Source organism: Streptomyces sp. NPDC021749 (assembly GCF_040640655.1).
Taxonomy (GTDB): Bacteria; Actinomycetota; Actinomycetes; order Streptomycetales; family Streptomycetaceae; genus Streptomyces.
This window is the reverse complement of the sequence record NZ_JBFACE010000030.1, coordinates 1-24,846: the sequence shown is the minus strand read 5'-3', so window position 1 is coordinate 24,846 and position 24,846 is coordinate 1. Positions and strand designations below refer to the sequence as shown.

Annotated in this window: 21 protein-coding genes and 1 pseudogene; 12 read left to right on the top strand and 10 right to left on the bottom strand. The window is 69.4% G+C overall.

The genetic code is table 11. The features are described from left to right. The first annotated feature begins 12 nt into the window (after positions 1-12). The 5 genes from AB0G35_RS26060 to AB0G35_RS26040 all read left to right on the top strand — a co-directional run bounded on the left by AB0G35_RS26060 (position 13) and on the right by AB0G35_RS26040 (position 5,839). Positions 13-387 (top strand): hypothetical protein, encoded by a 375-nt coding sequence (locus AB0G35_RS26060; protein WP_360954169.1) that lies wholly within the window; start codon positions 13-15, stop codon positions 385-387. Between the two features lie 204 nt (positions 388-591). Further along, positions 592-2,562, top strand: coding sequence for an amino acid transporter (locus AB0G35_RS26055; RefSeq protein ID WP_360954166.1), 1,971 nt, complete (start codon positions 592-594; stop codon positions 2,560-2,562). A 108-nt stretch (positions 2,563-2,670) separates the two neighbouring features. Then, complete coding sequence (locus AB0G35_RS26050; protein WP_360954163.1) at positions 2,671-3,216, top strand: hypothetical protein; 546 nt, start codon at positions 2,671-2,673, stop codon at positions 3,214-3,216. A 57-nt stretch (positions 3,217-3,273) separates the two neighbouring features. Continuing rightward, positions 3,274-3,885, top strand: coding sequence for a hypothetical protein (locus tag AB0G35_RS26045; protein ID WP_360954160.1), 612 nt, complete (start codon positions 3,274-3,276; stop codon positions 3,883-3,885). Positions 3,886-4,270: 385 nt separating this feature from the next. Next, complete coding sequence (locus AB0G35_RS26040) at positions 4,271-5,839, top strand: Na+/H+ antiporter (RefSeq protein WP_360954157.1); 1,569 nt, start codon at positions 4,271-4,273, stop codon at positions 5,837-5,839. Between the two features lie 52 nt (positions 5,840-5,891). Here the strand turns inward: AB0G35_RS26040 and AB0G35_RS26035 are convergent, their stop codons facing one another. From AB0G35_RS26035 to AB0G35_RS26010, 6 genes and pseudogenes are all read right to left on the bottom strand, one after another. Continuing rightward, positions 5,892-6,254, bottom strand: a complete 363-nt coding sequence (locus AB0G35_RS26035; protein WP_360954154.1) for a hypothetical protein — start codon at positions 6,252-6,254, stop codon at positions 5,892-5,894. Positions 6,255-6,862: 608 nt separating this feature from the next. After that, entirely contained in the window at positions 6,863-7,204 is a 342-nt protein-coding gene (locus AB0G35_RS26030) for a cation transporter (RefSeq protein WP_360954151.1), read from the bottom strand. Positions 7,205-7,559: 355 nt separating this feature from the next. Beyond that, complete coding sequence (locus tag AB0G35_RS26025) at positions 7,560-7,859, bottom strand: metalloregulator ArsR/SmtB family transcription factor (RefSeq protein ID WP_360954370.1); 300 nt, start codon at positions 7,857-7,859, stop codon at positions 7,560-7,562. A gap of 1,042 nt (positions 7,860-8,901) precedes the next feature. Beyond that, positions 8,902-11,508, bottom strand: a pseudogene (locus AB0G35_RS26020) (Tn3 family transposase); the annotation flags it as partial. 15 nt (positions 11,509-11,523) lie between these two features. Beyond that, the gene (locus AB0G35_RS26015) at positions 11,524-11,826 is read right to left on the bottom strand and encodes a hypothetical protein (RefSeq protein ID WP_360954148.1); all 303 of its coding nucleotides are present in this window, start codon (positions 11,824-11,826) and stop codon (positions 11,524-11,526) included. A gap of 155 nt (positions 11,827-11,981) precedes the next feature. Next, entirely contained in the window at positions 11,982-12,101 is a 120-nt protein-coding gene (locus AB0G35_RS26010) for a K(+)-transporting ATPase subunit F (RefSeq protein WP_107050167.1), read from the bottom strand. Positions 12,102-12,651: 550 nt separating this feature from the next. Here AB0G35_RS26010 and AB0G35_RS26005 point away from each other — a divergent pair. Beyond that, positions 12,652-12,903 carry a hypothetical protein gene (locus tag AB0G35_RS26005; protein ID WP_360954145.1) on the top strand — a complete coding sequence of 84 codons (252 nt, stop codon included), beginning with the start codon at positions 12,652-12,654 and terminating at the stop codon, positions 12,901-12,903. A 71-nt stretch (positions 12,904-12,974) separates the two neighbouring features. On the opposite strand, the gene AB0G35_RS26000 is transcribed toward AB0G35_RS26005, so the two are convergent. Beyond that, positions 12,975-15,551 carry an ATP-binding protein gene (locus tag AB0G35_RS26000; protein WP_360954367.1) on the bottom strand — a complete coding sequence of 859 codons (2,577 nt, stop codon included), beginning with the start codon at positions 15,549-15,551 and terminating at the stop codon, positions 12,975-12,977. 549 nt (positions 15,552-16,100) lie between these two features. On the opposite strand from AB0G35_RS26000, the gene AB0G35_RS25995 reads away from it, so the two are divergent. Both AB0G35_RS25995 and AB0G35_RS25990 read left to right on the top strand, forming a co-directional pair. Then, a complete protein-coding gene (locus tag AB0G35_RS25995) occupies positions 16,101-18,011 on the top strand; it encodes an APC family permease (RefSeq protein WP_360954142.1) in 1,911 nt (636 codons plus the stop codon). Positions 18,012-18,256: 245 nt separating this feature from the next. Continuing rightward, complete coding sequence (locus AB0G35_RS25990) at positions 18,257-18,793, top strand: universal stress protein (protein WP_360954139.1); 537 nt, start codon at positions 18,257-18,259, stop codon at positions 18,791-18,793. Positions 18,794-18,938: 145 nt separating this feature from the next. On the opposite strand, the gene AB0G35_RS25985 is transcribed toward AB0G35_RS25990, so the two are convergent. From AB0G35_RS25985 to AB0G35_RS25975, 3 genes are all read right to left on the bottom strand, one after another. Beyond that, positions 18,939-20,174 carry a serine hydrolase domain-containing protein gene (locus AB0G35_RS25985; protein ID WP_360954136.1) on the bottom strand — a complete coding sequence of 412 codons (1,236 nt, stop codon included), beginning with the start codon at positions 20,172-20,174 and terminating at the stop codon, positions 18,939-18,941. A gap of 240 nt (positions 20,175-20,414) precedes the next feature. Further along, positions 20,415-20,774, bottom strand: coding sequence for a DUF1048 domain-containing protein (locus AB0G35_RS25980; protein ID WP_360954133.1), 360 nt, complete (start codon positions 20,772-20,774; stop codon positions 20,415-20,417). A gap of 2 nt (positions 20,775-20,776) precedes the next feature. Next, the gene (locus tag AB0G35_RS25975; protein ID WP_360954130.1) at positions 20,777-21,106 is read right to left on the bottom strand and encodes a PadR family transcriptional regulator; all 330 of its coding nucleotides are present in this window, start codon (positions 21,104-21,106) and stop codon (positions 20,777-20,779) included. Positions 21,107-21,399: 293 nt separating this feature from the next. Here AB0G35_RS25975 and AB0G35_RS25970 point away from each other — a divergent pair, with 293 nt between their 5' ends. The 4 genes from AB0G35_RS25970 to kdpB form a co-directional block, all read left to right on the top strand. Then, complete coding sequence (locus AB0G35_RS25970; protein WP_360954127.1) at positions 21,400-21,600, top strand: hypothetical protein; 201 nt, start codon at positions 21,400-21,402, stop codon at positions 21,598-21,600. After that, on the top strand, positions 21,597-21,686 hold the full coding sequence (gene kdpF, locus AB0G35_RS25965; RefSeq protein WP_018542562.1) for a K(+)-transporting ATPase subunit F: 90 nt from the start codon (positions 21,597-21,599) through the stop codon (positions 21,684-21,686). The genes AB0G35_RS25970 and kdpF overlap by 4 nt, the downstream gene beginning before the upstream one ends. 9 nt (positions 21,687-21,695) lie before the next feature. After that, positions 21,696-23,360 (top strand): potassium-transporting ATPase subunit KdpA, encoded by a 1,665-nt coding sequence (gene kdpA, locus AB0G35_RS25960; RefSeq protein WP_360954123.1) that lies wholly within the window; start codon positions 21,696-21,698, stop codon positions 23,358-23,360. Further along, positions 23,357-24,846: potassium-transporting ATPase subunit KdpB (kdpB, locus tag AB0G35_RS25955; protein WP_360954120.1), on the top strand; the 1,490-nt coding region annotated here is incomplete at its 3' end. The genes kdpA and kdpB, both read left to right, overlap by 4 nt.

Below are 24,846 nucleotides of genomic sequence, written 5' to 3'. Positions count from 1 at the left end.
CCAGGAGCCGCCATGAAGCCGCACCGCACCCCCCTCGCCTCGGTGAGGATCCTCGACGGCGCCCACGAGCTGTCCGTCCACGCCCTGAAACGGCGGGACGATTCCTTCACCCTTCACTACACGATCGCCCCACCCCTGCCGGGCGCCGCCGACCGCACTCCCGTGCTCCTCGCCCTTGAGGCCATGGACGACGTCGGCAACGAGTACTTCGACTGGGGTGGCGCCTACGGAGCCGCCGACGACGGCACACACACCGACGGCAGCATCTCCGCACAGCCCGCCCTGGCGGCCAAGGCATGTGAGATCCGTATTCGGATCACCTTCCTCCGCAACGGCGAGGAGCACCCGTGCCATCTGATGCTGCGCACCTCGGCCATCAAACCCTGAAGCCAAGCCCGTCCATAGGACCGCCGGCCCGCTCCCGCCGTTTCCTTCTCTGCTCCACCGTGTCCCGGCTTACTGACCGCCGTTCCGGGGACACAGGGTGTCGCATCGCCGAACACCGTGGCGAAAACGCCGCGGGTGTTGTGTAGCCTGACGCGGCCATCGCGTCGATGGCTGGATCTTTTCGTGGTACGACAGGAGCACACGATGGCCGCCTCCGCCCCTGCGGATTCTTCGTCCGGGGCCTCAGTACGGCATCGGCTGCGTGCGTGGATGTTGGAAGGCCTGACCGATATGGCCAAGCGCCATCCCGGTCCGCATGCCGGCCCACAGGCCGCCCACAAGGGGCAGCGGTGGTGGCGGGTGATGTGTCTGACGGGTGTGGACTACTTCTCCACCCTCGGCTATCAGCCCGGTATTGCCGCCCTCGCCGCCGGCCTGCTGTCGCCGATCGCCACCATCGTCCTGGTCATCGTGACCCTCGCCGGCGCGCTCCCGGTCTACCGGCGGGTGGCGAAGGAGAGCCCGCACGGCCAGGGCTCGATCGCGATGCTGGAGCGGCTGCTGTCGTTCTGGAAGGGCAAGCTGTTCGTCCTGACCCTGCTCGGCTTCGCCGCCACCGACTTCCTGATCACCATCACCCTCTCCGCGGCCGACGCCGCCACCCACCTGGTGGAAAACCCCCACGTCAACAGCGTCCTGCACAACCAGCAGATGATCGTCACCCTGGTCCTGGTCGCCCTGCTCGGCGCGGTCTTCCTCAAGGGCTTCCTGGAGGCGATCGGGGTGGCGGTCGCCCTCGTGGGCCTCTATCTCGGCCTCAACGTGGTGGTGGTCGTCGTCGGCCTGTGGCATGTGGCCACCGCCCCGCATGTGGTCACCGACTGGTCCCATGCCCTCACCATCGAGCACGGCAACGCCGTCGCCATGGTCGGCGTGGCTCTGCTGGTCTTCCCGAAGCTGGCGCTGGGCCTGTCCGGCTTCGAAACCGGCGTCGCCGTCATGCCGCACGTCGAGGGCGCCCCGGAGGACACCGAAGAGCGTCCTACGGGCCGGATCCGCGGAACGAAAAAGCTGCTCACCACCGCAGCCGTGATCATGAGCGCTTTCCTGATCCTCACCAGCTTCATCACGACCCTGCTCATCCCGGAGGGTGCATTCAAGCCGGGCGGGGAGGCCAACGGCCGTGCCCTCGCCTACCTGGCCCACGAGTACCTGGGCTCCGCCTTCGGCTCCGTCTACGACATCTCCACCATCGCCATCCTCTGGTTCGCCGGCGCCTCCGCCATGGCCGGACTGCTCAACCTCATGCCGCAGTATCTGCCCCGGTACGGCATGGCGCCGCACTGGGCGCGCGCGGTCCGCCCGATGGTGCTGGTCTTCACTCTCGTCGCGTTCCTGGTGACCTGGCTCTTCAACGCCGACGTCGACGCCCAGGGCGGTGCCTACGCGACCGGCGTCCTGGTTCTCATCAGCTCCGCCGCCGTCGCCGTGACCATCGCCGCACACCGCGCCCGTCAGCGCGGCTGGACGATCGGCTTCGCGGCGATCTCCCTGGTCTTCCTCTACACCACCGTGGTGAACGTCATCGAGCGGCCGGACGGAGTGAAGATCGGTGCCTGTTTCATCGCCGGCATCATCCTCGTCTCGCTCCTCTCCCGCCTCGCCCGCGCCTTCGAACTGCGGGTGACCGACGTCGCGCTCGACGAGATGGCGGAACGGTTCATCCGCGACATCGCCCACCGCAAGGTCCGCTTCATCGCCAACGAGCCCGACCAGCGGGACGTGGCCGAGTACCGCGACAAGCTCCAGCAGATCCGCACCGACAACGACCTCCCGGCGTCCGAGGACTTCATCTTCGTCGAGGTCACCCTCGGCGACCCCTCTGAATTCGAGAGCGAGCTGCGGGTCCGCGGCGAGGTGCTGCACGGCCGCTACCGCGTGCTGTGCCTGGAAAGCTCCACCATCTCCAATGCGCTCGCCGCCCTGCTGCTGCACGTACGGGACGTCACCGGAGCCCGGCCGCACATCTACTTCGAGTGGACCGAAGGCAATCCCTTCGCCCAGTTCCTGCGCTTCTTCCTCTTCGGCCAGGGCGAGGTCGCCCCCGTCACCCGAGAGGTCCTGCGCGAGGCCGAACCCGACCGCGAGCGCCGCCCCCGCGTCCACGTCGGCTGAACACACACAGCGACTCCGCGTCAAGGATGCGATAAAGACAAGCGACACGACATCAAGGAGTCATCAGGAGAGCCGGCGCCCACGCGCATCCTGCCTAGTGTCGGCGGAATGGTACGGCGAACCGCTCCCGCCGCGGCGTCGCACGCCGGACGGCCGGACACAGCCGTCGACCGCCACTGGCGTGCGGATGTGCGACGCGCCCTGCAGTACTCCCTGGCGTTCGTCGGACTGCTCATGGTGCTCGACGGGGGCGAAGGCAGCCTCACGCTGCCCCGCGCCATGCTCTGGGCCGTGCTCGGGATCGGCGTCCTCGCCGTCTTCCTGCCGTCGCGCGTGGCCGCGGGCGAAGGGTGGCTGGCGGTACACGGCCTCGTGCGTGAACGCCGGGTGCGTACCGACGCGCTGGTCTCCGTGCGGCGGTACGGCGGCATCGCTGCGCACCTCGTGCTGCGGGATACGCACGGGAAGTGGCTGGAACTGGACCCTCGCGTCCTGGAAGCCAATCCGCTGATCTGGCACCTGCTCGACGCCGGCGCCCGCCGCTCGCTGGCGAGTGGGACGCTGCGCCACGGTACGCAGGTACTACAGGAGTTGGCGGACCGAATCGACGGGCAGGAAGCGCGTGCGGTGCTCACAGCTTCCGGTCTGCTGTGAGCGCTGCGGTGCGCGCACGAGGCGAGCAGGCAGGTGTGGCACACGGGGGGCAGGGCCATGGGGCGGCACGCGAAAGCGGTGCGGTCGGGTGCCGCACGGCAGCAAGCCGGTAAGGGCACCGCGCGCACTGCGATCGGCGCGCTCCTCGTACTCGGCGTCATCGCCCTGGCGGGCCTGCTGCTGCGCATACCTCTGAACGACTTGCGCTACACGACCGGCCTGTCCGGGACGCCCGGTACGTTTTCCGCCGAGCATTGCCACGCCGTTCGCTCGGGCCGTGTCACGTCGCTCACCTGCACGGGCACGTTCGTCGCGGCGGACGGCCGAGGGACCGACCACACGGCACAGCTCGTTGACGCACCGGCCGACCATGACCAGCCCCTCACTGTGCAGCGCAAGCCGGACGGCAGCTACATCCAGCCGCTGGTGTTCCGTGTGGCGCTGGACCTGCTCGCCATCTTCGGGATCGTGGCCGCGGCCGCGATGACGGTGGTGATCGTGCGCATTGGATCAAGCACGGCTCCCGTGAGTGCAGGGGTCCCGGCCCGGTCGCGCCCGAAGGTATGGGGACCCGTGCTGTATCTGGTCAGCCTGCTCGCCATCGGGTGCTGTGCGGCGGCGGTGCTGTCATTCGTCCTCGCGGTCGTGACCGTATGGTTTCCCGTCTGACCCGCTCCCCGTGCAAGCCGTGAGCAGCCCTGACAGAAGCACGCAGAGAGGAGTCATCAGTGCGACCGGAGCCAGAGGACGTCTTCGCCCCGATCAGCCACGACCTGCACGCACCAGCATCCGATGAGCCTCGCATCGGACGGCGAAGGGGACTGGCCGTACTGGCGCTGCCCCTCCGGCCCGTCCTGCCGACGGCCGGCCGGGCAGCATCCCGGGCTGCGGTGACAGGCACTCCGGGCAGGCCGGCGCTCGAACCGGAGTCCGTCACAAGGCGTTAGGGCTGTGGCAGGAACCCGACAACACCCGGTAGGTTTGCTTGCGGAGTGCCGGGAAGTCTGGTCGGCGGCGGTTCAGCGACAGCCAAAAGCCATCGAGAGACGAGTACGTGACCGACCTTACTGCCCTCCTGCTCCTCGTCGTCTTCGCCACCTTGGTGGCCACGGGCGCCCGCCACTGGCGCATTCCCGCTCCCTCGCTACTGGTCGTCGGCGGCCTGCTCATCGGGCTACTGCCGTGGATCCCGGATATCCAGGTGGCGCCCGAAGTGATCAGCGTGGTCGTACTGCCGCCGCTGCTGTACGCGTCCGCCGAGGAGATCCCCTGGCGCGAACTGCGCGTGGTGTGGAGGCCGGTGACCGCCCTCGCCTTCGGCCTCGTACTGGCCACCGCTGCCGCCGTGGGGGCGGTGGCCTCCGTGGTCACGCCGCTTAACACCACCATGGCGTTCGTTCTGGGCGCGGTGCTGGCCAGCACCGACCCGGTGGCGGTGACGGCCCTCGGGCGCAAGATCGCGCTGCCGCCCCGCATTCAGGTGCTCGTCCAGTCCGAGAGCCTCTTCAACGACGCCACCAGCCTGGTGCTCTTCAAGGTCGCGGTGGGCACCGCCATCGCCGCGCATGCGGTGACGCTCCCCGCGGCCGGCGGTCAGTTCCTGGCGCTGGGCGGGGGTGGGGCACTGGTCGGCGCCGGCGTCGCGGGGGTGGTGGCGCTGATCCGCCGGCGGACCGAGGACCCGATACTGGAGACGGTGATCGCCCTGGTCACGCCGTACGCCGCGTACGTCCTCGCCGAGGACCTGCACACCTCCGGCGTCACCGCGGTCGTGGTGGCGGGAGTGGTGCTCGGCAGCACCGGTCACAAGCTCAGCAACGCCACCATCCGGCTCCAGGTGCACGCCGTCTACGGCACGATGATCTTCCTGCTGGAGAGCGTCGTCTTCGCCCTCATCGGCCTGGAACTTCCCGCACTCGTACGCCAGTTGACTGTGGACGAGCACGGCTGGCCGCTCGGTGTGCTCGCGGTGGCCGCCACCGTGATCACCGTACGGCTCCTAGGAGTCGTCCCCCTCTCCACCGTCATGCAGCGCCGCCGCGGCAACGGCCCGGTCACCTGGCGCATCCCCGCGGTGGTCTCCTGGGCCGGCACCCGCGGCGTCATGCCGCTGGCCGCCGCCCTCTCCATCCCCCTGACCGCCGACGACGGCAGCCCGCTGCCGCACCGCCCGCTGATCCTGGTCCTCACCACCGGCGTCGTCGTCCTCACCCTCGTCCTGCAGGGCTTCACCCTCGCCCCGGTGGTCCGCTGGTCCAGGATCGCGCTGGAGCCGGAGCACACCGCCCGCGAAGAAGCCCGCGCCCGCGCCGGGCTCGCCAAGGCGGGACTGGACTGCCTGGACGAGCTCGAAGCCGTCGAGGCCGCGCCCGTCACCCTCATCGATCAGCTGCGCCGCGGGCTCCTGGCCCGCCTCGACCAGGCCGACGCCGACCAGGACGACGACACTGCGCCCTCCTCGTCGTCCTCCGCCGCCGGCTACAGGGAACTACGCCGCACCGTGATAGCCGCCGAAACCGCCACACTCCAGCGCCTGTACGCGGACAACCACATCAGCGACCTCACCCGGCGGCGGCTGCAACGCAAACTCGACCTCGAAGAGGCCGGACTCGGCGACGAGTGACCCGAGCGAGTAGGCCCTGTTCTCGTATAGCTACGGCGAGGGGACAAGTACCTCAGCGTGATGTCAGGGCCTTCGCTTCAGTTCGGGGCTCGGGAACCGCTCCGCCGTTCAGGGCGGCGAAGTCGACGTGAGCCTGCTCGATGGCCTCGGGGTACGCCTCGCGCTTGGCGTGCTCGGCGAGGGCCCGGTAGATGCTGGCCACCGAGGGGTTCTGGCCCTTGCGCTTGCCGGTGGGGATCATCAGGTCAGGCTGGATCTGCTCGACGGACTCCCCGCCCGCGCGGCGCCGCAGCACGGTGTGGAGCATGTCGTCGGTGATGACCGGCGGCCGGCCACCGTGCTTGCCCTTGCGGGCCGCGGTGTCGAGCCCTTCGAGCGTGGACTCGCGGATGTTCTCCCGCTCGGTCTCCGCCATCGCGGGCGGACCCGCACCCGGGTGCTGATCTTCTCGCTGAAGATCTTGTCGCGGGGGATGCCGTGCCCCGCGAGTGCGTCGAGCTGGGAGTCGAGTTCCTGCCCGAGGGTCGAGCAGCGCGCGTAGCCGATGCGGATGTCCGCGCTCGGCAGGTCCGGGTCGATCGGAGCCGGCGGCGGGGTGCCCGGCCGCCACGGCCGGCCCGGGCCGCGGTCGGCAGGGGTCGGCACCCGCAGCGCCTTCTTCAGCCGGGGCACCATGGTGAAGCGGCGTGTGTGGTAGGCGGAGGCGACCGCGCCGCCGCGTGAGCGGCAGGGCGAGCCGGGCTGTGCGTCACACTGCGGACAGGCGTGCTGTTCGACGTCGTCCGCGTCCGACCGGTCGGTTGGGGCAGGCTGCTGAGGGTCCGCCATGGGCCCGGATTTTCGCACAATGCAAGTCTCAGAAGGGGATCCGTCCCGCTTTTGAGTGAGAACGGGTTCTGAGAACGAATCCGGGATCAACGGGGGTCTGGCGGCCCGTGATTGATCTTGCTCGCGCAAAGGACCGTTTGTGAGAACCGTGCGGCCCTGGCGCCTGTGGGTGCCAACGGTTCTCGGGCGAGGTGGTCAGTTGCAGCCGTCCGAGCATGACGTCGTCGTGCCGTTCGCGGCGGGCTTGCCGTCGTCGCAGTCGTCGTCGCAGACGAGTTCGCCTTCCCAGGCTTCCTTGCCTTTCATGACGGCGAAGGCGGCGATGACGAATCCGGCGACCGGATCGAGCCAGGTCCAGCCGAACAGGGCGAAGGCGAGCAGGCCAGCGAAGGTGGACACGCTCAGCCAGGCGCACAGCCTGGTCTCGGCGGCGTCGGCGACGACCAGGCGGGAGTTCATCTCGCGTCCGGCCTTGCGCTTGACCCGGGCCAGCCACGGCATGATCACGATGGACAGGCCGGTCAGCGCGATGCCCACGGGGGAAGTGTCGGGCTTCCCCCGCCGATCAGGTCGCGGATGCCCTCGATGGTGACGTAGGCGGCGAGCGCGAAGAACGTGATGGCGATGAACTTCAGCGCCCGGCGTTCCTTGACCTCGTCCGGCTCGCCGCCCTTGATCTCCGCCAGCAGACGTATCAGCACCACCACGGCGGCGGCGACCTCGATGCCGGAGTCGATACCGAAACCGACCAGGGAGACCGCCCCGGCGATGGCGCCGGCGGAGATGGCGATGATGCCCTCGACGACGTTGTAGCCGATGGTGAACTTCGCGTACTTCACGGCGCGGTGCGCGGCCGGGCTGGTCACGTTTGGCGTGGTGGCGGGGGTGGCGCTCATCGGGCGGACTCCTCGGGGGCGGCATGGTGGCTGCCGTAGGTGGGGCACAGGTCGACGGCCTCGCCGGTGGCCGCGAGCAACTGCTCGGCAGCGGCCAGCAGGTCCAGCAGTTCGGGGTGGGCCAGCGCGTGCAGGGTGGCCCTCCCTTGCGGCCGGGACGTGATCAGGCCGCAGTCGCGCAGGCAGGACAGGTGTGCGGAGACCGTGGACTGCGCCAGCCCGACGCAGGCGACCAGGTCGGTGACCCGGGCCTCGCCCTCGGCCAGGCGCCGCAGGATCGCGAGGCGTGGGCCGATCGGTGCACCGGCCGGGGCCGGACGGCCCTGGGCCGGTTCTTGCGTCCGGAGAGAGGCTGGAGGAGACAGACCCGCGTCCGCCGGGTCGGGCGGTCGGGACAGGGACCGGCCTTGAAGGGTGACGATCATGTCCAGTACGAGCAGGCGGACTGCCGGCGCGCTGGCGGCCCTCGCGCTGGCCGGCACGCTGGCCGCCGGGTGCGCGGCGGCAGGCGACACCACCTCCAGCGGCACGTCCCAGCGCCAGGCCGCCGCCCAACCCAGCCCCTCCGGCAGCGACTGCTGGAGGTCGGGCACGTCGGGCGACGACTGGGACGATTGGGACTCCTGGGGGCCCGGCATGGGGCCGGGAATGATGGGCCGCGATGACTGCTCGTGGGGGCCGGGCATGATGGGCGGGCACTACTGGCAGCGCGGCGACGGCACTCCGGTGACGACCCTGGACGAGGCCCGACAGCGGGCCGACGCCTTCGCCGACCGGCTGGACCTGCGTGTTGGTGAGGTCATGCAGTTCTCGAAGAACTTCTACGCAGAACTGGAAACCCCTGCCGGGAAGCTGGCTACCGAGATCCTCGTCGACCCGGCCGATGGTGACACCGGCATCGAGTACGGACCGGCGATGATGTGGAACACCGACTACGGCATGCACGGCGGTGGTCAGACCCAGGCCCGGATCTCTCCCGACCAGGCCCAGGACCGCGCCCAGAAGTGGCTGCGCGACCGGGGCAGCAACCTGACCGCCGGCGAGGCCGAGGCGTTCCCCGGCTACTACACCCTGCACACCCTGCGCTCCGGGAAGATCAACGGCATGCTGTCGGTCAACGCCGCCACCGGCGCCGTGTGGGACCACACCTGGCACGGCACCTACATCGCCACCAGCGAGCACTAACTGACGCCACGGCCCCTGGCCGGAGCCACCAGCCGTGCGTGCTTCCGAGTGCTGTTCGGCGTAGTCGTCACTTGGGGCGCGCGGGCCGGGCACCGTCGCCGCTCGGGTGGTCAGGTCCAGGTCGAGGCGGCTGTTCATGTCCAGCTCGAACCGGCCGTAGGGGTTGACGTGCGTCCAAAACAGCGGGGACAGCGCCCGCCGGTCCGCGTCGGTGAGTGTGTCCGCCCACTTCGCATCGGCCAGGACCTGCTGCATCAGCAGCGTGTTGACGTGGACCAGGGCCGACTGGAGCAGGTGGAGGGCGAGCATGGAGACCTCCTGGGACTCCTTGTCCGCACCGGCCAGGTCGCCGTCCTTGCCATAGAAGAGGTCCTTGTTCGCGGAGTTCCAGTTCTCCACGACCTGCAATCCCTCGTGGATCTCCTGCCGCAGATCGACGTCGGCGAGGTAGTCGCAGACGAACGCCGTGCGCACCGCCCGCCCAAGTTCCTCGATCGCCTGGAAGGTGGGGTGCTTGGGGCCGCCGCGGGTGAAGCGCCGCAGGACCTGCTCGGCCTCGGCGGTGCCCAGCCGCAGGGCGGTGGTGTACTTCACGATCTGGTCGTACTGCTGGCGGATCAGGTCCCAGTTGATCGTCTTGGTGGACAGCACCGGCACGAGGTGAGGCCAGTTGCCGTCCTCCCCGGCCGCAGGCCGGTACAGCTTCGCGGAGCCGATGTTCTTCAGCCTGGGCATCAGCTTGAAGTCGAGCATGTGGGCGAAGGCGAAGCCGACGATGGAGGCGCCGTGGGTGTCGGTGTACTGCCGGTCCACTTCCATGTCGGTGCAGTGCCGCAGTACGCCCTCGATCATCGAGGCGACCTCGGACGCCGAACAGGACTTCAGCTGGGAGTAGATGCACACCGACTTCCGCTCGACGTGCCAATAAATCATCACGCCGGGGCCCCGGTAGCGCTGGTGCCACTCGGTCATCAGGTTCGAGGACCAGGAGCCGAACTTGCGGCTGTCGGACGCGCACGCCATGCCGGTGCCCCACCACATCTCGTCGCGGGCGGCGAAGGTGGCGTTCACCAGCCTCACCAGCGCGGCGCGCATGTTGGCCCGGTTGACGAACAGGTGCCGCACCCGCCGCAGCGTCGCCTCGGACTCGCCGTGCTTGCCGGTCACCGCGACCCGCTTGATGCCCATGTTCGTACCCAGTCCGAACAGCACCAGCAGCAGCCGGCGCCGCAGCACGTCCTTGGACAGGTTCTCTCTGGTGGCCACCGAGGTGAACTCGGAGATGAAGCCGGTGTCGAACTCGGCGTACTTCAGGATGTCCAGCAGGTCAATGGTGCCCCAGCGCCGTTCGATCTCACTCTTGATGGCTACCAGGGACTCCGGCTCCTCCTGCTTGCCGCGCGGCGAGACCCTGATCCACGGCTCGCCGTGCTTCTTGACGATCGCGACCCCGCCCGTGGTGTCCTCGGCCAGGGCCTGCTCGAAGCGGTCCAGCGAGGCCCGCAGCCTGCCCTGGAGAGCGGTGATGAACTCACCGCCGTCCTGCGGCTGCCCCAGGGCGGCGTAGTGGACGTCCCGGTTGTCCTCGAAGTCAGCGGGCAGGTCGTCCTCCGGGTTCCGCCACCGGTTCGCGCCCACCACCCAGACCTCCCGGCGCCGCAGGGCGTCCCGCAGCGCCACGAGGACGCACAGCTCGTAGGGGATGCGCTCGACCCGGCCCTTGTCGTCCACCACCGCCGCCCGCCACTGCTCGGGCACCACCCCCTCCAGCGGCACCATCTCCGCCGGGCCGAAGAACGCACCCTCCTTCAGCGGCTGCTCCAGGTACCGCTTCAGCAGGTCGATCGCGTCCATCACCGGCCGGTAGGCGGTGTTGTTGCACTTCAGCTCCAGCGCCCGCAGCAGCGGCGACAGCATCCGCCGCCAGTGCGCCGAGTACGACGACCGCAGCACGGTGCGGACCCTGGCCTTGTAGCGGGCCTCGTTCGCCGCTGCCTCCGCCGCCAGGGCCTTGAGCGTCTTCTCCCCGCCGACCACCGGGAAGATCACCCGCCGCACCGTGCCGGACGGCTCCAACAGCGCCGCCTCCGCGACCCGCAGCAGCATCGCCTCCTTGCCACGGACCTTCTTCAGCTCGGCCCCCAGCTCCTTCTCGACCCTCCGCTCCGCACGCGTGTTGATCTTCAACACGAGCTGGATGAACAGGTCCACCAGCGAGTCGGTGATCTCCGTCTGCCGCACGTAGCACAGCGTGGCCAGCAGCGTCAGGCGCCGCGGCGGCTTCATCCGCTCCAGGTTCGCCGGGTACTCCTTCGACGCCCGCGCCCGCCACGCGTCGACCAGCCTCTCCGACACGTCCGCGAACAGGCCGGCGGGCAGGTCCAGGCGCCGCACCCGCTCCAGCCTGTTCACCTCCGCCGGCAAACTCCCCAGGCCCGGCGCCCCGGGATCGGCCTTCAGCTCGGTGAAGTGCGACCGGCCTCCGCCAGCCACCGCGCCTTCGCCGTCAGCTTCCTCGTCCGTCCCGTCGCCCGCGATCAGGTCCTCCAGCCGCGAGCGGGTCGCGTGGCTGAGCCGGTCCAGCGTGCTGCGGCAGAACCGCGCCTCGAACTCCTTGACCGCCTTGCCGACCAGCCGCCGGACCTGTCCCGGCGCCGGGGGCTCGATGTGGTCGTTGCGGCACCGGGCCACCACTGCGGCCGCCAGCCGGTCCCGCGACAGCTCCACCGGGCACAGCTCGGTGGCCAGCCACCCGGCCAGTCGTTCCTGGTCCTCCTAGGTGTTGGCCCGGAACCCGTACGTCGCCCGGATCTCGCCCGGTGCCGCTGGATCGCCTTGCTCTGCCAGTCGTACTCCGCCCACGCCTCCGCCGGCACCTTCACCTGCTGGGCCACGTACACCACCGCAGCGGCCGGGACCTCCTGCCGACTCCGGGAACCGGGCCTCCGCCTCGAAGAACTTCGGCAGCAGCGCGAACCCGAGCCGAGTCGCCCCGGACTTGTTCCGCACCCGCTTCATGTCGTCTTCGAGCAGCGTCCAGACCTCGATCAGATCCTCTGGCTCCCAGTCCTGCCGCACCCGTGCTCCTCCGCCCAGACCGAGTCACTCGTTCAGCTCAACGAGACGCCCAGCGAGGGGAAACGAGGCTAAGGAAGTCACACAGCGCTACATGTCTGTTCGCCGTAGCTATATGAGAACGGGGCCGAGTACGGCACCGAGCCCAAAAGCCCACCTCAAAACCGGTCCCGAAACTTGACGCCGACCACCAGAAGCCCGACAAGTGACACCGCCACCAGCAGCCCCACGATCCGCTCCACGCTCACGACACCACCGCCGACATCATCGCTCCGCACATCACGGACCTCCTCAGTGCTCCACTCATCCCGACCGACTCCACCGTGTAGGCCGAGGCGCTGACATACGAACACCGAGGACGGTTCCCTAACGGAACTCGTACGGGGGTGCGCCCGACTGGAGGACACCTGCGTCGCAGGAGTCGGCGACCCGTCCCATAGGCGCAAAAGGGGAAGTAAAGGCGGGATCGCTGGTTCGGGCAGTGGGCGCAGCTTCCGGAGCATCTGGTGGCCGCGTGGTCGTGGTCCTGAGGCCCGGAACCGATCAGGGCCGGTTCTTGCTGCCGCTCCCTCGCTCCTGCTCGCCGGAGCCCTCGGAGCCGAGTCTCGGACAGCCGCCCGCATGGCGCCATGAGCGCGAGGCTTGTGCGCGGCCGGTTCACGAGGCGATCCGGGATCAACGTGGAGGGACAATATGACAGTCCACGACGCACGCATGGCGCCCACGCCCCGCGCATCCACGCCGGATGTCTCCGATTCTCAACTCCGGTCCTCAGATCCCCTGCATCGCGCGATACACGCCGCGCACCACACTTTTCGCGACGCCGCCGTGGACCTCTCCGGCCTCGACGCGATCAGCTACGTCGTCCAGCGGCGACAGGTCCCGCCCCGCTGGCAGTCCGCCCGTGTGGCGTACGCCCTGGGCGCACGGGAAGACGTTGCCGCCTTCGATGTCCCCGGGCAGCGGACCGCCCGGAGAATGGCCACGGCACTGAGCGCGCCCGGCGAACCGGTCCGCCGGGTGCTCGTCATCGAAGCAGAGGGAACAGGACAGCCGTCCGCGTCGCTCATCTCGGGCTGAAGCCGTGCGCCGGAGCCGACGCCTCCGGCTCGTGCCGGATGTCTCATGCCTCGTCTCTCATGTCTCGTACCTCATGTGCGGCCCTCCTGTCCGGTGGGAATCGCGACCGGAACCGGTGCGGCCGGCAGGGAGACGACCATCGTCAAGCCTCCTCCGGGGGTCTCTTCGGGGGTGAGTGTGCCGCCCATCGCCTCCGTGAGGCCACGGGAAAGGGCCAGGCCGAGGCCGAGGCCGGTGGTGTTGTCGGTGTCGCCGAGTCGCTGGAAGGGCTCGAACGCCCTCTCCCAGTTGGTGAGTTGGATGCCGGGGCCGCGGTCGATGACCCGCAGTTCCACGTGCCCGGCCAGCGCGCTGGCGCCGATGGTGACCAGGCGCCCGGCGGGCGAGTGACGTACGGCGTTGGAGACCAGATTGGCGATGACGCGTTCCAGCAGCGGCGGGTCGGCGAGCACGTCGGGGGCGGTGTCCAGGCCCTGGGTCACGACGTGTACGAGCATCTGCGGGGATGAGTCGGGCAGGGTGTCGAGGGCGGTAGGGAGCACCTCGGTGAGTGCGGTGGGCTCCAGGCGCAGGGGCAGCGCGCCCGCCTGGAGTCGGCTCATGTCGAGGAGGTTGTCCACCAGGCGGCTGAGTTTGGCCAGGGATTCCTCGGCGGTGGCGAGGAGTTCCTCACGGTCCTCGGGTGAGAAGTCCACATCGCGGCTGCGCAGCGAGCTGATGGCGGCCCAACAGCCGGCCAGGGGTGTACGCAGGTCGTGGCCGACCGCTGCGAGGAGTGCGGTGCGCATCCGGTTTGCCGCCTTGACGGGTTCGATCTCCGCGGCGGCCTCGGCGAGCCGACCGCGGTCGACGGCGGCGGTCAGATGCGCGGCGAAGGCGGTGAGCACGCGGTGCTCGGAGGCGGGGAGGCTGCGCCCGCTGAGCACCAGCACGCTGTCGTCTCCTATCGCGACCTTGGTCTCGTGATCGTGGTCGGGCACCGGGCCGCTTACGGCGGCCGGCTCCGGCTCTCCCTTCCGGGGTCGTAGCTCGATGCTGTCCATGCCGAAGGTCTCACGGGTGCGTTCCAGCAGTACGGGTACGGCCCGGTCCCCGCGGAGGATGCCGCCCGCAAGGGAGGTCAGGGTCTCGGCCTCCGCGGTCGCCCTCGCGGCCCGTCGGCTCAGGCGCAGTGACCGGTCGACGATGGCGGCGACGGTGACGGCGACGATGGTGAAGGTGGCCTGGGCGACGACGATATTGGCCGAGGCGAAGGTGAAGTGGCCGATGGGCGGGATGAAGTAGTAGTTCAGCAGCAGGGATGTCGTGATCGAGGCGAGCAGGGCGGAGACCACGCCGCCGATGCAGGCCACGCCCAGCACCGTGAGCAGGAAGAGCAGCGCCTCACTGGTGAGGTTGAGCGCGAGAGGTCCTGAGACGGCCCGCAGGGCCAGGGTCAGCAGCACGGGCAGTACGAGGCCGGCTACCGGTCCGGCCACGCGGCGCGAGCGCGGCAGACCGCTGCCGGGGGTGGCCCATCTTCTCCCCTGACCGGCATGTTCGTGGGTGACCGTGTGGACGTCGATGTCTCCGGACAGCTCGACCACGGTCTCCCCCACGCCGCGGGGCATCAGCACCCGCCGCAGCCGGCCTCGGCGGCTGGCGCCGAGGACCAGTTGGGTGGCGTTCTGGGCACGGGCGAAGTCCAGCAGGGCGGCCGGCACATCGTCACCGACCACCGAGTGGTAGCTGCCGCCGAGGCTCTCCGTGAGCTGCCGCTGCCCGGCCAGCGTGGCGGGTGAGGAGCCGGACAGGCCGTCGCTGCGGGTGATGTGGACGGCCAGCAGATCGCCGCCGGAGGAGCGGTCCACGATGCGGGCGGCCCGGCGGATCAGCGTCGCGCCCTCCGGCCCGCCGGTGAGCGCCACCACCACCCGCTCGCGGGTCTCCCACACCCGGCCGATGCGGTGCTCGTCCCGGTACTTGCGCAGCGCCTCGTCCACCCGGCCCGCCACCCACAGCAGCGCCAGCTCCCGTAGGGCGGTGAGGTTTCCGAGCCGGAAGTAGTGTGACAGTGCCGCGTCGACCTTCTCCGGCGGGTAGATGTTGCCGTGCGCCATACGGCGTCGCAGGCCCTCGGCGGGCAGGTCGACCAGCTCGATCTGGTCGGCGCGGCGGACGAATTCGTCGGGCACGGTCTCGTGCTGCGGCACCCCGGTGATCTTCTCGACCACATCGCTGAGCGAGTCCAGGTGCTGGACGTTGAGCGTGGCCGCGACGTCGATCCCGGCGCCCAGCAGTTCCTCGACGTCTTGCCATCGCTTGGCGTTACGGCCGCCCGGTGCGTTGGTGTGGGCGAGCTCGTCGATGAGCACCACCTGCGGGCGCAGCTCCAGTACCCGGTCCAGGTCGACCTCGGCGAAGTCCGTACCGCGGTGTCTGCGCGTGACCCGCGGCAGCACGTCCAGTCCGTCGAGCATCGCTTCGGTGGACGCTCGGCCGTGGCACTCCGCGAGGGCCACCACGACGTGCGTGCCGCGCCTGGCTCTGCGCCGCCCCTCGTCCAGCATCCGGTAGGTCTTGCCCACCCCAGGCGCAGCCCCGAGAAAGACCTTGAGCCGGCCGGGGCGCGTCCCCGGCCCGTCGGTCACATCGCCGCCCGGCGCCATCACGTACTCCTCCACGTACCCCTCTTCGGGAAAGCGGCACACCGGGCGGCATGGCGAGGGTGTCCCACGACATGGCACCGGTCGGCGTGCGAGGTTCCTGGAAGAATCGTCACTTCGCGTCGGCACATACCGGGAGAGAGTGTGCAGACGTTGACGCAACCCTGACCCGCCCGCCGGGGCTCTTTCCTCCTCCCACCGTCTCCTTCGGCCGATGTAGGGCACTCGTCCGCGTACCGCTCCCGCCCGTCCCCGCTCCCCCGGGCGCGCGGCCACCGTCATGGCGCCGGTCAGGGCCTCCCCTGCCGGCGTAAGGGAAAAGCCAACGAATGCGGCGGCTCCACCAGCCACATTTCGATGAACCGAGCCCGTTGCGCCGGCGCGGTAGCGGAATCTTGCCCCGCGCCGTCAATAACGCGTGAAGAACATTCCTTCGCCCGGCAAGGGAACGCCAAGGCCCGCAGACGGCTGCCGCCGTGCCGCGCACCCTGAGCTGGTCCAAGAGCAGCACAGCACCACTGCACCACCATGCCGTACGGAGGTAGACGAACGATGTCGACGGTGTCCCAGCCCGACGGCCGGTCCAGCGCCCGCCACGACGACGGGCCGGAGGAACCGCCGGATACGGCAACCGGCGGCCCCAGGGCCACGCCTCCCCCGGAGCCCGACGCCCGCCACCGCCTCACGGCCCTCCAGGGCCTGGCCGCGCTGTCCCTGGACGCCATGGCGTCCGTCGCCTACGGCCCCGAGTCGATCGTCCTGGTCCTGGCCGCGGCCGGCGGCTACGGCCTCGGCTTCACCCTCCCCGTGACACTCGCCATCGCCGCGCTTCTGGCCGTCCTGGTCGCGTCCTACCGCCAGGTGATCGCCGCCTTCCCCGACGGCGGCGGCTCGTACGCGGTCGCCAAGGCCCACCTCGGCCGGCGCACCGCCCTGGTCGCCGCGGCCTCCCTCTTCCTCGACTACCTCCTCAACGTTGCCGTCTCGGTGACCGCCGGCATTGCAGCCCTGACCTCGGCGTTCCCCGCCCTCTACGACGACCGCGTCGGGCTCTGCCTCGCAGTGCTGGCCCTGATCACCGCCCTCAACCTGCGCGGGATCGTCGAGTCGGCGAAGGCGTTCCTCGTCCCCACCGCGGTCTTCATCGGGGCGGTCCTGACGATGGTCGTCGTCGGCCTCTTCCGCACCACGCCCGCCTCCACCGCCAGCGCCGACGGACACCCCTCCCTCCTCGCCCACCAGGCCACCGCCGTCGGCGCCCTGCTGCTACTCAAGGCATTCGCATCCGGCTGCTCGGCGCTGACCGGCGTCGAGGCGGTCGCCAACGCGGTTCCGTCCTTCCGTGCCCCGGCGGCCCGGCGCGCCCAGCGGACGGAGGTCGCGCTCGGCGCACTGCTCGGGGTGATGCTGATCGGGCTGTCGGTCCTCATCGGCCGCTTCCACCTCCAGCCGGTCCAGGGCGTCACCGTCCTCGCCCAGCTGGCGGACGCCTCACTCGGCCACAACTGGGCTTTCTACGTCGTCCAGTTCGCCACCATGACCCTCCTCGCGCTGGCCGCGAACACCTCCTTCGGCGGCCTGCCCGTCCTCATGGGCCTGCTCGCCCGCGACAACTACCTGCCGCACGTCTTCGGCCTGAAGGCGGACCGCCAGGTCCACCGTCACGGCGTGCTGGCCCTCGCCGCCGTCGCCGCGGCCCTCCTGGTCTTCTCCGGCGGCGACGTCAACACCCTCGTCCCGCTCTTCGCCATCGGAGTCTTCGTCGGATTCACCCTCTGCCAGATCGGCATGGTCCGGCACTGGCGCCGGGAACGCTCCCCCGGTTGGCGCGGCAAGACCGTGCTCAACGGTTTCGGCGCGCTGCTCACCGGCGTCTCGGCGGTCGTCGTCACCGCAACCAAATTCACCGAGGGGGCCTGGCTCGTCCTCCTCGCTCTGCCTCTTCTGGTCCTCACCTTCGAGGCCGTACACCGCGCCTACGCACGGATCGGTGACCGCCTCGCCCTGGGCCGGGTCCCGGAGGCCCCCCGCCGCGCCCACTCCCTGGTCATCGTCCCCGTCTCCCACCTGTCCCGGCTGACCTGCGAGGCGCTGAACGCGGCGGTATCCCTGGGCAACGAGGTGGTGGCGGTCACCGTCACCCACGACGCCCCCGAGGACCGCCCGGCCACCGAGGCCCTGCGCCGCGACTGGGAACTCTGGAACCCCGGCGTGGAGCTCCTCGAACTCCCCTCCGCGGCCCGCTCCCTCGGCCGCCCGATAGCCGACTACGTCACCGACCTGTCGGCCCGCCGACCCGACACCCGCATCACCGTCCTGATCCCGGAAGCCGAACCCGCCCACCTCTGGCAGCGACTGCTCCAGAACCAGCGCGGCGGGGTCGTCGCCCACGCGGTCCGCCGGGACACCGACGCGGTGATCTGCCGACTGCGCTTCCGGCTGGAGAGCCCAGCGGGACGATGAGCCGGTCCGGGCGGGCCGTCAACACCAGTTGCCGGGCCGGACGGGCCGGCGAGACCCGTTGTCGGCCCGCCAACGTCAGAGAGCTGTCAGGGTCGCCGCTCCCCACGTATGGGAACCGCCAACAAACCCGTGCTCGCTCCCCCGGCGGCGTTCGATGAACCGAGACACAAATGCGGGAGACGCAGTCGCGGAACGGAATCGCGGCACGGTCGTTCGATCGCGGTACGGAACAAGGAGCGTGGCGCATGGGCGGCCCCCTCGGTCGGCGCGTCGTGGTCGGTGTGAACGGCTCACTGGGGAGCCTTACGGCTCTGCACCGGGCGGCCGCCGAGGCCCGGGTGCGGGGCCGGGGTGCGGAGCTGTGGGCCGTGCTGGCCTGGGAGCCGCCCGGTGGCGACATCCCCCACCGCGGCGGGGGATGTCCACCGTCCCTGACCGCCACCTGGCGCCGGATGGCGAGCGAACGGCTCGCCGAGGCGCTCGACACCGCCTTCGGGGCCGGGGGCCCGGGGGTCCCGCTGCAGCGCCTGGTAGCGCCCGGCAAGCCGGGCAAGGTACTGCTGGCGGCCGCCGACCGGAGCGACGATCTGCTGGTGATCGGTACCGGAGCCCGCGGCCGGCTGCGCCGCGCGATGTGGCCCTCCGTCTCCCGGTACTGCGTGGCCCGCGCGTCCTGCACCGTACTGACCGTGCCGCCTTCTCCCCTGCACCAGGCACTCGCGACCGTGCAACGCCGCAATGCCTGGAAACTTCCCATCAACACAAGGGAGTTGGCGGGCTGACCGTCCCTTTGGTGTTACGCCGGGACGCTGCGCGGTTCGCGACTGTCTTGCGCCGGTCATGCAGCTGATCGCAGAACGTGGAGGCGTCGAAGGCCGGAGCCTGGTCGAGGTCTGCTTCCGGACCGACCTCGACCAGGCAGGCAGGTCAGTCGTCGATGGCCTGGTAGAGGGTGGTCCAGAAGTCGTGGATGGCCCGCGCCGAATCCGGAGTGGACATCCCGGTCTGGGTGAGCAGGATGCCGACGAGTTGGTTGTCCGGGTCGGCGTACGTGGTGGTGCCGGCTCCGCCGTCCCAGCCGAACTGGCCGACGGGCGCGTAGTCACCGCGGTAGGTGCGCACCGTCATCCCGAAGCCCCAGCCGCCGGTCTGCCCCTGGCCGTGTGACAGATGGACGACGCTGCGGGCCCACGCCTGCAGGGCGGACGTCTGCTCGGGCGTGAGGCGGTTGGTGGTCATCAGCTCAACGGCAGGCCGGGACAGGATCCGTTGGGTCCCGTGCATGCCGTGGTTGAGCAGCATCCGGAAGTAGGCGTGATAGTCGTCGACGGTGGAGTCGAGTCCGCCGCCACCCGACGGGAACGCCGGGGGCTTGCTGTGGTGTCCGCCTTCGGCTTCGTCCTCCACGATGAACTCGCCGGTCTGCGGATCGGGGGCGTAAAGGGGCGGCAGCCGGTCGATCTTGCCGGCGGGCACGTGGAAACCGGTGTCCTTCATGCCCAGCGGACCGAAGATGCGCTCGCGCAGGAACGACTCGAACGACTGGCCGGTGACCCTGGCCACCAGCACGCCGAGCACGTCGTTGCTGAGGTTGTACTGCCACCGCTCTCCGGGCTGGTACATCAGCGGAAGGGTGCCCAGGCGGCGCATCCACTCGTCCGGCTCCGGTTCCGGCAGCAACCACTCCTGGCCGTAAACCCCCCGCTCGAAAAGCGCGCCCATCATCGGGGAGCCCATCGCCGTCATATCCAGACCGAGCCCGAAGGTGGAGGTGAGCAGGTCCCGCACGGTGATCGGCCGCCGCGCTGGCACGGTGTCGTCCAGCGGGCCGTCGGGCCGCTTCAGGACCCGGCGGTCGGCGAGCTCGGGCAGCCACTGATCTATCGGGTCGTCCAGCCTCAGCCGGCACTCGTCCAGCAGGACCATCGCCGCCGCCACCGCGACCGGTTTGGTCGTCGAGGCCATCCGGAAGATGGTGTCCCGGCGCATCGGCGCGCCACCGTCGTGGCGCATCGTCCCGATCGCTTCGACGTGGGTCTCCTCGCCCCGGCTGACCAGGGCGACGAGCCCGGGAATCTTCCCGGACTCGACATGCCCTGTCAGCACCTCGCGCAGTCTGCGAAGCCCTGCTTCGGAGAAGCCGTTATTGCCTTTTCCCGTCATGAATCCCCCTACATACAGTGCTTGATACGCGCAGTGTTTGGTCTTGCAAGGCCCGCCCCGGCGCGGCACTCATGGGCCTTGCTTGGGCGCGTTTGACACAGCCCGGTTCGCAGTTCTGAGGGCGCAATCGCGGAACCGTTCATGGCATCCGCCAGCGCCAACCTGAAATCGGTGCTCGGTCGCCCCCGGGCACGATGCGCTGTGTCGTTGTCAGCCCGTCTCGTCGTCTTTTCCGGTGTCTTAGCTGGTCGCGCGCTCGATGTCGTCGGTCAGCCGCTTCCGTGCACGAGGGGGGACATAGCCACCCTCCGAGTAGTTCTGGACGAACGCCTCGACGAACTCCACCGGGTCGTCCCCGACGATCTCGCGGATCGGCGTTCCGTCCGCCGCGGCCTGTTCAAACAGGTCGGCGAGCTCTTCGAACATCGACGCATTGCTGTCGCCGTCGGTCGGCACGAAGTGCATCATGTACCGCTCGATCGCCTCAACCGCCGTACGGTAGTTCTCGGGAAGCTCCTTGACGCGCGCCTTGTACGCCCGCCAGCGCTTCTTGGGCCCGATCACCTTCGAGATGAAGCCGCTCTTTTCACCATCGGACATGGTTACTTTCCCCCTTCGCGGAGCTGTTCCAGTCGTTCCGTGAGGAAGCTCCACGTCCTCCAGAACTCTTCGAGGTACTCCCGCCCCTGAGCGTTGAGGGAATACACCTTGCGTGGTGGCCCCTTCTCGGAGGGGACCTTCTCCACGTCGACGAGACCGCGCTTCTCCATCCTGATGAGCAGCGCGTAGATGGTCCCTTCGGCGATGTCGGAGAAGCCCTGATCCCGCAGCCGGGCCGTGATCTCGTAGCCGTACGCGGCCCGGCCGGACAGCGACGCGAGAACGATGCCCTCCAGCGTGCCCTTGAGCATCTCCGTCAGCAGCTTGGCCATGGAACACCTCCTTCCCGAGCTATTCGGTGTCATTGAGTACCGGTATACCGTAACACTGACTACCGGTACTCAGCAAGACCGAATAGTGGAGCTGCAAGCCGGCACCACACATGCTGAGTTCGGCAGCGTGACCGGCGGATCGCAGCGTCCGAAGCGCCTTCCATCGGCGGGCGGTAGCCGCTCGGTCCGCACTACTGCCCTCGCCGTCCGGTCGGGCCGCGGCCGGGTCGTGCAGCGGGCGCAGACCGCCGCCGCCCGGAGCAGCGGCGCGCGTTGCCCCGCAGGCGTTAGAGATGCATCAACGTCGCGCTAACGGCCGTAAGGGCCGCGTCAAGGGCAGGCGAAAACCGGCCACCGGCGCGATTCCCTCTTCTGGTCCGTTCAACCAGACCTCTCCTCAGGAGTTCACGATGGCCGATGTGGCCTTCGTCGTCACCACGATCGCGGTCTTCGCGCTGGTGGCCCTTGTCGCCAAGGGGGTGACGAAGCTGTGACCGCCGAAAACCTCATCGGCCTGATCGTGGCCGTCGCCCTGCTGGGCTACCTCGTCCTCGCCCTTGTGTTCCCGGAGAGGTTCTGAGCCGCAGATATGAGCCCCGTTCTTGCTGATGCACTCCAGGTCACCGCGCTCATCGGCGCGCTCGCCCTGGTGCACCGCCCGCTCGGCGACTACATGGCCGCCGTCTACTCCTCCAAGAAACACCTGCGCGCAGAGAAGTGGATCTACCGCAGCGTCGGCGCCAACCCCGACGCCGAGATGCGCTGGCCCGCCTACCTGCGCGGCGTTCTCATATTCTCCGCGGTCGGCGTGCTCTTCCTGTACGTGCTGCAGCGCGTGCAGGACAAGCTGCCGCTGTCGCTCGGCTTCAAGCCGATCACCCCGGACCAAGCCTTCAACACGGCCGCGTCCTTCATCTCGAACACCAACTGGCAGTCGTACTCGGGTGAAGTGGCCATGAGCCACGTCACCCAGACCGCCGGCCTGGCCGTGCAGAACTTCGTCTCGGCCGCGGTCGGCATGGCGGTCGCCGTGGCGCTGGTGCGCGGCTTCGCCCGGTCCCGCACCGGTGACCTGGGCAACTTCTGGGCCGACCTGGTGCGCGGCACCGTCCGCATCCTGCTCCCGCTCTCCGTGATCGCCGCGCTCATCCTGGTGGCGTGCGGCGCGATCCAGAACTTCGGCGACATCCACCACATCACCACGCTCACCGGTGACAGGCAGGCCCTCAGTCCTGGCGCGGTGGCCTCCCAGGAGGCCATCAAGGACCTGGGTACCAACGGCGGCGGGTACTTCAACGCCAACTCCGCGCACCCCTTCGAGAACCCCAACGGCCTCTCGAACCTCCTGGAAATCTTCCTGCTGCTGGTGATCCCGTTCTCGATGCCGCGGGCCTTCGGCAAGATGGTGGGGTCGATCAAGCAGGGTTACGCGATCGTCGCGGCCATGGGCATCGTCTGGTTCGGCGCCGTCATCGCCGTGACCTGGCTGGAGTACGCCCACCCGGGCACCGCCTCGCACCTGGCGGGCGGCGCGATGGAGGGCAAGGAGCAGCGGCTCGGCGAGGGCGCCTCGTCGCTCTTCTCCGTCTCCACGACCATGACGTCGACCGGATCGGTCAACTCCTTCCATGACTCGTTCAGCGGCCTGTCCGGTGGCGTACTGCTGCTGGGCATGATGCTGGGCGAGATCACGCCCGGCGGTGTGGGCTCGGGCCTGTACGGCATGCTGATCATGGCCATCATCGCGGTGTTCCTCGCCGGCCTGATGGTCGGCCGTACGCCGGAGTACCTGGGCAAGAAGATCAGCACCCGTGAGATCAAGCTCGCGGCCTGCTACATCCTGATCACCCCGGCGCTGGTGCTGATCGGCACGGCTGTCGCCATGGCCCTGCCGGACGGCAAGGAAGCCATGACCAACATCGGGGCGCACGGTTTCTCCGAGGTGCTCTACGCCTTCACCTCGGCCTCGAACAACAACGGCTCCGCCTTCGCCGGCTTCGGTGCCAATACGCCGTTCTTCAACACCGCCCTTGGTCTGTGCATGCTGCTGGGCCGGTTCCTGCCGATGGTGTTCGTGCTCGCCCTGGCCGGCTCACTCGCCGAGCAGAAGCCGGTTCCCGAGACTGCGGGCACCCTCCGTACCGAGAAGCCGCTCTTCACGGGGCTGCTGGTCGGCACTCTCCTGATCGTCACCGGTCTGACCTTCTTCCCGGCACTGGCCCTGGGCCCGCTCGCCGAAGGGCTGTCGTCATGACCATCGATTCAAAGAAGCACGAGGACGACATGTCCACGGTTACCCCGACCCGGGCGCCGCACAGCGATGTGCCCACCGGGCACAAGGACGACGGGCGCGTGGGCGCCGGTCTGTTCGACCCGAAGCAGCTGGTCAAGTCGCTGCCCGACGCCTGCCGCAAGCTCGACCCCCGGGTGATGGTCAAGTCCCCGGTCATGTTCGTGGTCCTCATCGGCTCGGTGGTCACCACCGCCTTGGCGCTCAAGGACCCGGGCAGCTGGTTCGGCTGGGTGATCGCGGTCTGGCTGTGGCTGACCGTCGTCTTCGCCAACCTGGCGGAGGCAGTCGCGGAAGGCCGGGGCAAGGCACAGGCCGACACTCTGCGCAAGGCCAAGACCGACACGGTCGCGCGCCGGCTCAACGGCGATGCGGAGGAGCAGGTCCCCGGCACCGAGCTGCGCATCGGCGACCTGGTCGTCTGCGAGGCCGGCGACATCATCCCCGGTGACGGCGATGTCGTCGAAGGTGTCGCCTCGGTCGACGAGTCGGCCATCACGGGTGAGTCGGCCCCGGTCATCCGGGAGTCCGGCGGTGACCGCTCCGCCGTCACCGGCGGGACGAAGGTGCTCTCCGACCGCATCGTCATCAAGATCACCACGAAGCCCGGTGAGACCTTCATCGACCGGATGATCAACCTCGTCGAGGGCGCCGCACGGCAGAAGACCCCCAACGAGATCGCGCTGAACATCCTGCTCGCCTCGCTCACCATCGTCTTCCTGCTCGCGGTCGTCACGCTGAAGCCGTTCGCCCTCTACGCGGGCGCGGACAAGCAGACGTCGTTGATCGTGCTGACCGCGCTGCTGGTCTGCCTGATCCCGACGACCATCGGCGCTCTCCTCTCCGCGATCGGCATCGCGGGCATGGACCGGCTGGTCCAGCGCAACGTCCTGGCGATGTCGGGACGGGCGGTCGAGGCCGCCGGTGACGTCTCGACGCTGCTGCTCGACAAGACCGGCACCATCACCCTCGGCAACCGCCAGGCCGCCGAGTTCGTCCCCGTACGCGGCACGACCGAGGCCGAGGTCGCGGACGCCGCCCAGCTGTCCTCGCTGGCCGACGAGACCCCCGAGGGCCGTTCGATCGTCGTGCTGGCCAAGGAGAAGTACGGCCTTCGCGAACGTCACCAGGGAGAACTGGTGGACGCGGAATGGGTGCCGTTCACCGCCCAGACCCGGATGTCGGGTGTGGACGTCGACGGCCGCAAGGTCCGCAAGGGTGCGAGCGGTTCGGTCATCGCCTGGGTGCAGGAGCGTGGCGGCACGGTCGCCGACGACGCCGACACCCTGAGCAACGCCATCTCCCAGGCCGGCGGCACCCCGCTGCTGGTCGCCATCGAGGACGACAAGGGCGCCCGCGTCCTGGGCGTCATCCACCTCAAGGACGTCGTCAAGGAGGGCATGCGGGAGCGGTTCGACGAGCTGCGCCGCATGGGCATCAAGACCGTCAT